This is a genomic window from Streptomyces sp. NPDC001351, from assembly GCF_042896045.1.
Lineage (GTDB): Bacteria > Actinomycetota > Actinomycetes > Streptomycetales > Streptomycetaceae > Streptomyces.
In genome coordinates this window covers 52,167-60,808 of sequence record NZ_JBIAWS010000028.1, presented here as the reverse complement: position 1 = coordinate 60,808, position 8,642 = coordinate 52,167, and the positions used below count along the sequence as shown (strand labels likewise).

9 protein-coding genes are annotated in these 8,642 nt (G+C 70.7%); 5 read left to right on the top strand and 4 right to left on the bottom strand.

Annotated elements, in window-relative coordinates:
• Nucleotides 1-240: 240 nt before the first annotated feature.
• The 4 genes from ACFY1U_RS49975 to ACFY1U_RS49960 all read left to right on the top strand — a co-directional run bounded on the left by ACFY1U_RS49975 (nucleotide 241) and on the right by ACFY1U_RS49960 (nucleotide 4,143).
• Entirely contained in the window at nucleotides 241-1,176 is a 936-nt protein-coding gene (locus ACFY1U_RS49975; RefSeq protein ID WP_390700776.1) for an ATP-binding cassette domain-containing protein, read from the top strand.
• Nucleotides 1,173-2,033, top strand: a complete 861-nt coding sequence (locus ACFY1U_RS49970; protein ID WP_390700775.1) for an ABC transporter permease — start codon at nucleotides 1,173-1,175, stop codon at nucleotides 2,031-2,033. The genes ACFY1U_RS49975 and ACFY1U_RS49970 overlap by 4 nt, the downstream gene beginning before the upstream one ends.
• A gap of 90 nt (nucleotides 2,034-2,123) precedes the next feature.
• Nucleotides 2,124-3,560 carry a sensor histidine kinase gene (locus ACFY1U_RS49965; protein WP_390700774.1) on the top strand — a complete coding sequence of 479 codons (1,437 nt, stop codon included), beginning with the start codon at nucleotides 2,124-2,126 and terminating at the stop codon, nucleotides 3,558-3,560.
• Nucleotides 3,466-4,143 carry a response regulator gene (locus ACFY1U_RS49960; RefSeq protein ID WP_390700773.1) on the top strand — a complete coding sequence of 226 codons (678 nt, stop codon included), beginning with the start codon at nucleotides 3,466-3,468 and terminating at the stop codon, nucleotides 4,141-4,143. Before ACFY1U_RS49965 ends, ACFY1U_RS49960 begins: the two co-directional genes overlap by 95 nt.
• Nucleotides 4,144-4,282: 139 nt before the next feature.
• Here the strand turns inward: ACFY1U_RS49960 and ACFY1U_RS49955 are convergent, their stop codons facing one another.
• A complete protein-coding gene (locus tag ACFY1U_RS49955; protein ID WP_390700772.1) occupies nucleotides 4,283-4,768 on the bottom strand; it encodes a MarR family winged helix-turn-helix transcriptional regulator in 486 nt (161 codons plus the stop codon).
• 205 nt (nucleotides 4,769-4,973) lie between these two features.
• On the opposite strand from ACFY1U_RS49955, the gene ACFY1U_RS49950 reads away from it, so the two are divergent.
• Nucleotides 4,974-5,927 (top strand): ester cyclase, encoded by a 954-nt coding sequence (locus ACFY1U_RS49950; RefSeq protein WP_390700771.1) that lies wholly within the window; start codon nucleotides 4,974-4,976, stop codon nucleotides 5,925-5,927.
• A 116-nt stretch (nucleotides 5,928-6,043) separates the two neighbouring features.
• On the opposite strand, the gene ACFY1U_RS49945 is transcribed toward ACFY1U_RS49950, so the two are convergent.
• Genes ACFY1U_RS49945 through ACFY1U_RS49935 form a run of 3 tightly spaced genes read right to left on the bottom strand, consistent with a single transcriptional unit; the run spans nucleotide 6,044 to nucleotide 8,637 of the window.
• On the bottom strand, nucleotides 6,044-6,880 hold the full coding sequence (locus ACFY1U_RS49945; RefSeq protein ID WP_390700770.1) for an SDR family oxidoreductase: 837 nt from the start codon (nucleotides 6,878-6,880) through the stop codon (nucleotides 6,044-6,046).
• Between the two features lie 36 nt (nucleotides 6,881-6,916).
• The gene (locus ACFY1U_RS49940) at nucleotides 6,917-7,738 is read right to left on the bottom strand and encodes an enoyl-CoA hydratase-related protein (RefSeq protein ID WP_390700769.1); all 822 of its coding nucleotides are present in this window, start codon (nucleotides 7,736-7,738) and stop codon (nucleotides 6,917-6,919) included.
• Nucleotides 7,735-8,637 (bottom strand): fumarylacetoacetate hydrolase family protein, encoded by a 903-nt coding sequence (locus ACFY1U_RS49935; RefSeq protein WP_390700768.1) that lies wholly within the window; start codon nucleotides 8,635-8,637, stop codon nucleotides 7,735-7,737. Before ACFY1U_RS49935 ends, ACFY1U_RS49940 begins: the two co-directional genes overlap by 4 nt.
• Between the last annotated feature and the right edge of the window lie 5 nt (nucleotides 8,638-8,642).

Below are 8,642 nucleotides of genomic sequence, written 5' to 3'. Positions count from 1 at the left end.
CGACCCCCGGCGCACCGCCGTCGGGCACGCCCGGCACGCCGAGCACGCCAGGCAGCCCGTGGGGGGGGGGGGGGGGGGCGCGGCCGCGCGGGGGGGGGGGGGGGGGGGGGGGGGCCCCGCGGCCCCCCCCGCGACCGCGTCATTGCTCCCCTGGGTACCAGGTTTCACGGTCGCCCGACTCCTAGCGTTTCTGGTGAACGAAGCCCGCAGGGGCCGGTAGCCAGACGCGAGGTAGCGACCATGATCGAGGCACAGCAACTGACGAAGCGGTACGGCGAGAAGACGGCGGTCGACCGCCTGGACTTCGTCGTCAAGCCCGGCACCGTCACCGGGTTCCTCGGCCCGAACGGGGCCGGCAAGTCGACCACCATGCGCATGATCGTCGGACTGGACGCACCGTCCGGGGGCAGCGTGACGGTCAACGGCAAGCGTTATGCGCGGCACACCGCGCCGTTGCAGGAGATCGGCGCGCTGTTGGAGGCCAAGTCGATCCATCCGGGCCGGTCCGCGTTCGACCATCTGATGGTGCTGGCCCACACCCACGGGATTCCGCGCCGCCGGGTGGATGAGGTCATCGAGCTGACCGGTCTGCAGGCCGTGGCCAAGAAGCGTGCCGGCGCCTTCTCCCTCGGCATGGGGCAGCGGCTGGGCATCGCCGCGGCGCTGCTGGGCGATCCGGCCACCGTCATGCTCGACGAACCGGTCAACGGGCTGGACCCGGACGGTGTGCTGTGGATCCGCAACCTGCTCACCGGGCTCGCCGAAGAGGGCCGTACCGTCTTCGTCTCCTCCCACCTCATGAGCGAGATGGCACTGGTCGCCGATCACCTGATCATCGTCGGGCGCGGACGCCTGCTGGCCGACACCACCGTGCAGGAGCTGGTGCGCCAGTACGGCGGGGACGCCGTGACCGTGGCCAGCGACCAGCCCGCCCGCCTGCGGGAGGTCCTCTCCGGACCCGGTGTCGAGATCACCGGCGAGGTCGGCTCCGAGCAGCTGCACGTCACCGGCCTGTCCGCGCGTGACATCGGCCTCAAGGCCGCCGAGCACGGCATCCCCCTGTTCGAGCTCAGCTCCAGGACCGTCTCCCTGGAACAGGCATTCATGGAACTGACCCACGACGCCGTCGAGTACCACGGCGCCGCCACCGTCGACACCCCTGGGAGGGCGGCATGAGCACGATGACCGAGACCCACAGCGAGTCCGCGCCCTCGCCCGAGGCCGCGCGGCCGGCACGTCCGCGGTACAAGGTCACCGGGCTTCGGGTGCTGCGCTCGGAGTGGGCCAAACTGTGGACCCTCCGTTCCACCTGGATCACCCTGGCCGTGGGCCTGGTGCTGCTGATCTCGTTCGGTGTCATCGCCGCCGCTCAGTACGGGTCCGGCAGCGGCCTCGACGACGGCGGCCCGGGCGGCGACCTGAGCAACAGCGACGCGCTGGGCCTGTCCCTGTTCGGTATCTCCGTCGCGCAGATGGCGTTCGGCATCCTGGGCGTGCTGGTCACCGCAGGCGAGTACTCCACCGGCATGATCCGCTCCACGCTCGCCGCCGTCCCGCGCCGGCTGCCGGTGCTGTGGTCGAAGGCGACGGACTACGGCCTGGTCACGTTCGCCCTCGGCACCATCGGCGCCGTCGTCGCCTTCCTCATCGGGAACCAACTGGTGTCCGGCACCGAGGCCGAACTCTCGCTCTCCGACTCCGGTGTCGTCCGCAGCCTGTTGGGCGCCGGCCTCTACCTCGGTCTGATCGGCGTGATCGGCACCGCGCTGGGCGCGCTGCTCCGCTCCGTCGCGGGCGGCATCGCCGCGCTGGTCGGCCTGCTGATGCTGGTGCCCGGGCTGACCTCGCTGCTGCCCAACTCGTGGGAGGACGACGTCAGCAAGTTCCTGCCCAGCAACGCGGGCGAGTCGCTGTACTCGCTGACCCACGACGCGGCGAGCCTTTCAGCCGGCGGCGCCCTCGTGGTCCTCCTCGGCTGGACCGCGCTCGCCCTGGCAGGCGCCGCGTACCGTCTGAAGCGCGCCGATGCGTGACGCGGCCCTTCCGCTCGAGCGGTGCGGTACCGGCCTGGCCGGTACCGCACCGCCCGGCCGTTGTGAGCCACGAGGGACAGGGGACACCCCATGAGCACTGACGACGCCACCCGGCAAGGGACGGCCTCCCACCCGTCACCGGGAGGAACCGAGGCCAGGTGGGACCACCCCCTGGTCAGGCGGGCGTCCTGTATCGGGGAGCGCCTCAGGGAGATCGACCGCAAGCGTCCGTGGCTGCTGGACGCCGGACTGGTCGTCGTCCTGATCCCCATGCTCTGCCTGCCCGACCTGATCTCCCCGGAGCAGCCGGAGGAATTCGACGTCGACTTCACCAGCCTGCCCTGGCCGGGGACGATCGCGCTGCAGGCGGGCCTGCTGCTCCCGCTGCTGTGGCGGCGCAGAAGGCCGACCCTGACCTTCACCGTGATCGCCGCGGTGTTTCTCGTCCAGTGCGCTCTGGGCGTCTGGCTACGCGCCGGCATGGCCATGCTGATCGCCCTCTACCACCTCGCGCTGCGCGGGCGGCCGCGCCATCTGCCCGTGGCCTGCGCCGCGCCGACGGCCGCCCTGGGGCTGGTCGTCGTGCGGCTGAGGGGCGAAGTGTCGCTCGTGGACGGGGTGTTCTTCCTCGGTACCACCGTCGTCGCCGCGGTCGCGCTGGGTCTCGCCGTACGGGTGCGGCGGGCCCAGCTGGCGGCCCTGCACGACCGCGCGGCCCGCCTGGAGATCGAACGCGACCAGCGCAGCCAGCTGGCCGCCGCCACCGAACGCACCCGGGTCGCCCGCGAGATGCACGACATCGTCGGCCACAACCTCTCCGTCATCATCACCCTCGCGGACGGCGGCGCACGGGCGGCCGACCTCACCCCCGAACGCGGCAAACAGGCCCTGCTCATGATCGGAGACACCGGACGCCAGGCACTGGGGGAACTGCGCCGCACACTCGGTGTCCTGCGTGACCAGCGCGCCGCCTCCGACACCGCCCGGCTCAGCCCGCAGCCGCGCATCGTGGACATCGACGCCCTGTGCGCCCGTATCCGTGGCGCCGGTCCGCAGGTCGTCTACCGCACCAGCGGCGACCTGGACAGCCTCGACCGTGGTGTCCAGCTGACCGTCTACCGCATCGTCCAGGAAGCGCTCACCAACACCCTCAAACACGCGGGACGCGATACGCGAGTCGACCTGGCGGTGACCGCCGGGGACCGGGAACTGCGCATCGACGTCCAGGACACCGGCCCCGTCCAGGGAGCCGCCCGTTCCGAAGAACCCCGCGACGAAGGACAAGGTCTCACCGGTATGAGAGAACGTGCCGCCCTGTACACGGGACCGTCACCGCCGGACCGGCTCCCGGCGGAGGCTGGGCGGTGCGGGCCGTCCTCGACCTCACCCCGATCACCGGTCTCGCTCGTCCTTCCCACGCGGGTGGTGCGGAGTGACGACCGTGCTCATCGTGGACGACCAGCCGCTGCAGCGCTTCGGCTTCCGCATGCTCCTGGAGAGTTCTCCCGGTACCGAGGTCGTCGGTGAGGCGGAACACGGCGGTGAGGCCGTCCGTTTGGCCGCCGAACTCCGTCCTGACGTGATCCTGATGGACGTCCGGATGCCCGGCATGGACGGCATCGAGGCCACCCGCCGCATCGTCGCCTCCGGCGGCCGCTCCCGAGTCCTCGTCCTCACCACCTTCGACCTGGACGAGTACGCCCACTCGGCCCTGCGTGCGGGAGCCAGCGGCTTCCTCCTCAAGGACGCCCAACCCGATGAACTCCTCGCCGGGATCCGCGCGGTCGCGGGCGGCGATGCCGTCATCGCCCCGGCCCTCACCCGCCGACTCCTGGACACCTACGCCCAGCACCTGCCCGGGGCGACGCCCAGCCGCACACCGGACGACGACCCCAGGGTCCGCTCGCTGACCGAACGCGAACGGGAGATCTTCGTCGCCATCGGTCAGGGCTGGACCAACGGTGAGATCGCCGAGCATCTGGTGCTCTCGGAGTCCACCGTGAAGACCTATGTCGGTCGTGTCCTCGCCAAGCTGAGAGCCCGCGACCGCATCCAGGCCGTCATCCTCGCCTACGACCTGGGGCTCGCCCGCCCGAACTCACCAGAGTGAGGCGCCGGGTGACCCGTGGCGCTCGCCGGCGCCGGCGATGAGCGTCCGGCGCCATACGAACAGGCGCCCCTTCTCGACGCCCGCCGCTGAGAAAAGGCTCTGAACTGCACGGACGCACTCAACTGCTGCCGGGGGGACGTCAGGTCGCGCCGTCGGGGCGCTGCGCGGCAGGCTCGCTGTGGGCGGTGTTCGCCTCAAGGAGGCCGGTCAGCGTGCGGATCTCGTCCGGGCCGAGCGCGTCGAGCAGGGCTGAGCGAACGGTGCGGGCGTGGCCGGGGGCCGTGCGCGTGAGCAGGTCGGCTCCTTGGTCGGTGAGTTCCACCATCACCACGCGGGAGTCGCCGGCGAAGGGGCGGCGGCGGATGAGTCCGGCGCATTCCATCCGATCGATCTGGTGGGTCAGACGGGTGCGCGGAATGTGCGTCCCCTCGGAGATGGCGGACATGCGCGCCGAGCGGTCGGGCAGCTGAGAGAGCGCCGTGAGGATGGCGTACTGGTTGTGCGTGATGCCTGCGTCGCGGCGGATCTGTTCACTCACCTCGCGTTCGACGCGCCATGAGACATCGACCCAGGCCCGCCACAGCCGCATCTCCTCGGGCGAGAGCCATGTCGGTTCCGCTTCCATCGCTCCGCCTCACGTGTGACTCGAGCCACAGCCCAAAGAAACTCCAAAGTTGGAATACATGGTAGCGTGACGGCACGTAATCCAAATTTGGACCATCTCCGTTTCGGGACGGCCTCGGTGCCTGTGAGTCCGTCCCGCGCTTCAGCGGGCGACAGGACGTTCCGCCCGCACTCCCTGCCTCGGCACACAAGGAGACTCGAGCACCGTGACCCCTATCGCATCAGCCCGAAGCATCCTCGCCGCCACGTTCGTGGCGGCCACCCTGACCGCTGTCACCGCCGTGCCCGCCGTCGCGGCCACCCCGTCGGCCGTCACCGCCTGGCCAGTCAGCCCTGACGCGACTCCGGACCACGGCGACGGCGCCCGCCTCGCCTACCAGAAGTCCGTCGCTGCCCTCGTCCTCAAAGGGGTGTACGAGCGGGGAGACACCAAGGTCGTCGACCGGTACATCCGCCCGGACCTGATCCAGCACGACCCGACGCTCCCCGACGGCACGCAGGCGCTGAAGAACCTCGCCGTCACCGTCCACCAGCAGTACCCGGACGCCACGTACGACATCAAGCGGGTCATCTCCGAGGGCGACCTGGTGATGGTGCACTCCCATGTCGTCCTGACGCCGGGCACCCGCGGCAGCGCCGTCGTCGACCTGTACCGCTTCGAGGGCGGGAAGATCGCCGAGCACTGGGACGTGCGCCAGGACGTGCCGGCGACCTCCGTCAACGGCAACGACATGTTCTCCACGATCAGTCAGCCCCGGAGCCCCTACCCGGGACCGCGGTCCCACACCGCGTACAACAAGAAGGTGGTGACGGACTACTACAACCAGCTCTTCGGCCGCAAAGACCTGTCCGCCATCGACACCTACGTGGATCCCGTGGAGTACGACCAGCACAACGCCACCATCCCGAACGGTCCTGCCGGTGCGAAGGCTGGGCTGGGAGCGCTCTTCCAGCAGTTCCCGAACCTGACGGCCGAACCGAAGAGGATCTTCGCCGAGGGTGACCTGGTGGTCATCCACCAGTATTCCGCCCTCGGGATCGGCGATCGCGGCTCGGCGATCGTGGACATCTTCCGTCTTCGGAAGGGGAAGATCGTCGAGCACTGGGACGTGATCCAGTCCGTGCCGGAAACGTCGGCGAACGACAACACCATGTTCTGAACCCGGTCCACGAGACTCCGTCGTCCATGCGGCGCGCGCGACGGCATCCGGACCACGACATGTCCTCCACGATCGGCCGGCCCCGGAGCCCCGGTTCCGCCCGCACGACCGGACGATCATCCCGCCTGCGGGGGATCCACGAAGAGGTCGAGCTCCGGATGCTGTCCCCCGCCGTACCGGGCGAGATCCGGGTGCCCGGCTTCGGCCAGGACGTCGGCGTCGACGAGGGTCCGGCCGGTCTGTTCACGCGATGGGCGGGAGAGCACGGCGAGGGCCGCGTCCGCCATGATCTCGGGGCTGCGTGACCGGGAGAGCAGGCTCTCGCCGTCGAGGACGTTGGCCACCGCGGCGGTCGCGATCATGGTCTGCGGCCACAGGCAGTTCGCGGCGATCCCGTCCTCCGCGAACTCGGCCGCCCAGCCGAGGGTGAGCAGCGTCATCCCGTACTTCGACAGGGTGTAGGCGGGGTGGGCGCCGAGCCAGCGCGGGGCGAGGTTGAGCGGCGGTGACAGGGTCAGGATGTGGGCGTGGTCGGACTGCTTCAGATACGGCAGGCAGGCCCGGGTCAGCAGGAACGTGCCCCTGCTGTTGACCGACTGCATGAGGTCGAAGCGCTTGACGGGCAGTTCCTCGGTTCCGCGTACATCGAGGGCGCTGGCGTTGTTGACGCAGATGTCGACGCCCCCGAACCGGTCCACCGCGGTGGCGACCGCGCGCTCGACGTCGGCCTCCTCACGGACATCGCCGACCACCGCGACGGCGGATCCGCCGGCGGCCTCGATCTCGGCGACCGCCGTGTGCACGGTGCCCGGCAGCCTCGGATCGGGTGTGTCGGTCTTGGCCAGGAGCACGGCGTTGGCGCCCTCGCGGGCCGCGGCGGTGAGTATGGCCAGCCCGATGCCACGGCTGCCGCCGGACATCACGACGGTCCGGCCCTTCAGTGATGTCCCCATGCCGAGGTGCTCCCGTCGTCGATCGTGCGGTGGGTGTCAGCGGCCGGTGAAGTGCGGGGGCCGCTTCTCCAGGAAGGCGAGGGCGCCTTCACGGAGGTCGTCGGAGGTACGGCAGCGGGCGACGGCCTCGATCGCCTGGCCCAGCGCGGCGCTGCCCGCCGCTTCGTCGCCTTCGCTCAGGCGGCGGACGGCTCGTACGGACGCCTTGGCGGCGCGGACGGACAGGGGGGCGTTCGCCGCAATGGTGGCCGCGAGTTCGTCGACGACCTTTCCCAGCTCGTCGGGTTCGACGACCCGGTCCACCAGTCCCACGGCGTGTGCCTCGGCGGCCGGTAGCCGGCGTCCGGTGAACAGCAGGTCGCTCGCGACCGACGGCCCCACGGTCTGGACGAGCGCGGCGGTCTGTGCCAGGGGGTAGCCGACGCCCAGGCGGGCGGCCGGGATGGCCAGGACACTGCGGGTGTCCGCGTAGCGCAGGTCGGCGCCCAGGGCGAGGGCCATGCCCGCGCCCAGGCAGTAGCCGTGGATGCGAGCGATGACGGGCACCGAGAGCACCGACAGCTGCGTGAACAGCGCCGTGGCCGCGTCGTCCGCCGCCTGTCGCGCGGCCTCGTCCTGGCGGCCCGGGAACTCGCTGATGTCCGCGCCGGAGACGAAGACTTGCTCGCCGGCGCCGCGGACGACGACCACACGTACGTCCTGGTCCTCGTCCATCGCCCGTAGCGCGGCGGCCAGTTCGGTCATCATCGCCACGGACAGCGCGTTGCGCCGGGCCGGGTTGCCGATCTCCACGGTGCCGACCGCGTCCCGTACCTCGGTGCGGATCCATGGCGAGGAGGTCTCGGTCACCGCGGTCATCCGACCTTCTCGGCCACAAAGCGGTTGCGCAGCGCGCCGATCCCCTCGATGCGCACTTCGAACTCCGAGCCGTCGCGCAGGAGCACCTTCGGCTCGCGTACGAATCCCACCCCCGACGGGGTGCCGGTGAGGATCAGGTCACCCGGCTCCAGGGTCATCACGGTGGTGATGTAGGCCAGCAACTCCGGTACACCGAACAGGAGTGAGGAGGTGCGGTCGTCCTGGAGAACCTCACCGTCGAGCGTGCCCTTGATGGAGAGGTCGGGCCGTGCGCCACCGAGTCGCGTGACGGGCACGACGACCGGGCCGACGGGAGTGAGACCGTCCCACGCCTTGCCGGCGACCCGCTGCGTGGTGTGGAACTGGAAGTCACGCACGGAGACGTCGTTGGCCGCGGTGTACCCGAAGATCACGCTCTCCGCGTCCTCGGCCGCGATCCGACGCGCATGGGCACCGATGACCACGGCGAGCTCGCTCTCGTAGTCGATCTGGTCCGACTCCGGTGGCAGCGCCACCTCGGCGAAGGGCCCTGTCAGCGAGGTGTGCCATTTCGGAAAGAGATCGGGGTGAGCCGGTCCCGTGTCCCGGCCGCCCTCGTGCACATGTGCCAGATAGTTCTGGCCGATGCAGATGACCTTGCCGGGCCGTCCGACCGGGCTCAGCAGCCGATGGTCCGGCGCGTCGATCACGGCGCCGCCCTCGATGGCCGCCGGATCGCCCTCGGCCGCCTCCAGCAGCGCGGGCAGGTCGTCGAAGACCTGGCCCTCCACCAGGGCGAGGCGTGCCTTTGCCGCCCCGTCCCGCCGCAGCGCGACCACGGGGCCACCGCCGTGCAGGACCCGGGCGAGGCCGAGCCCGTCCGTCCAGTCCGCCGGTGAAGCGGGTGTCGCAGTGGTCATGAAGG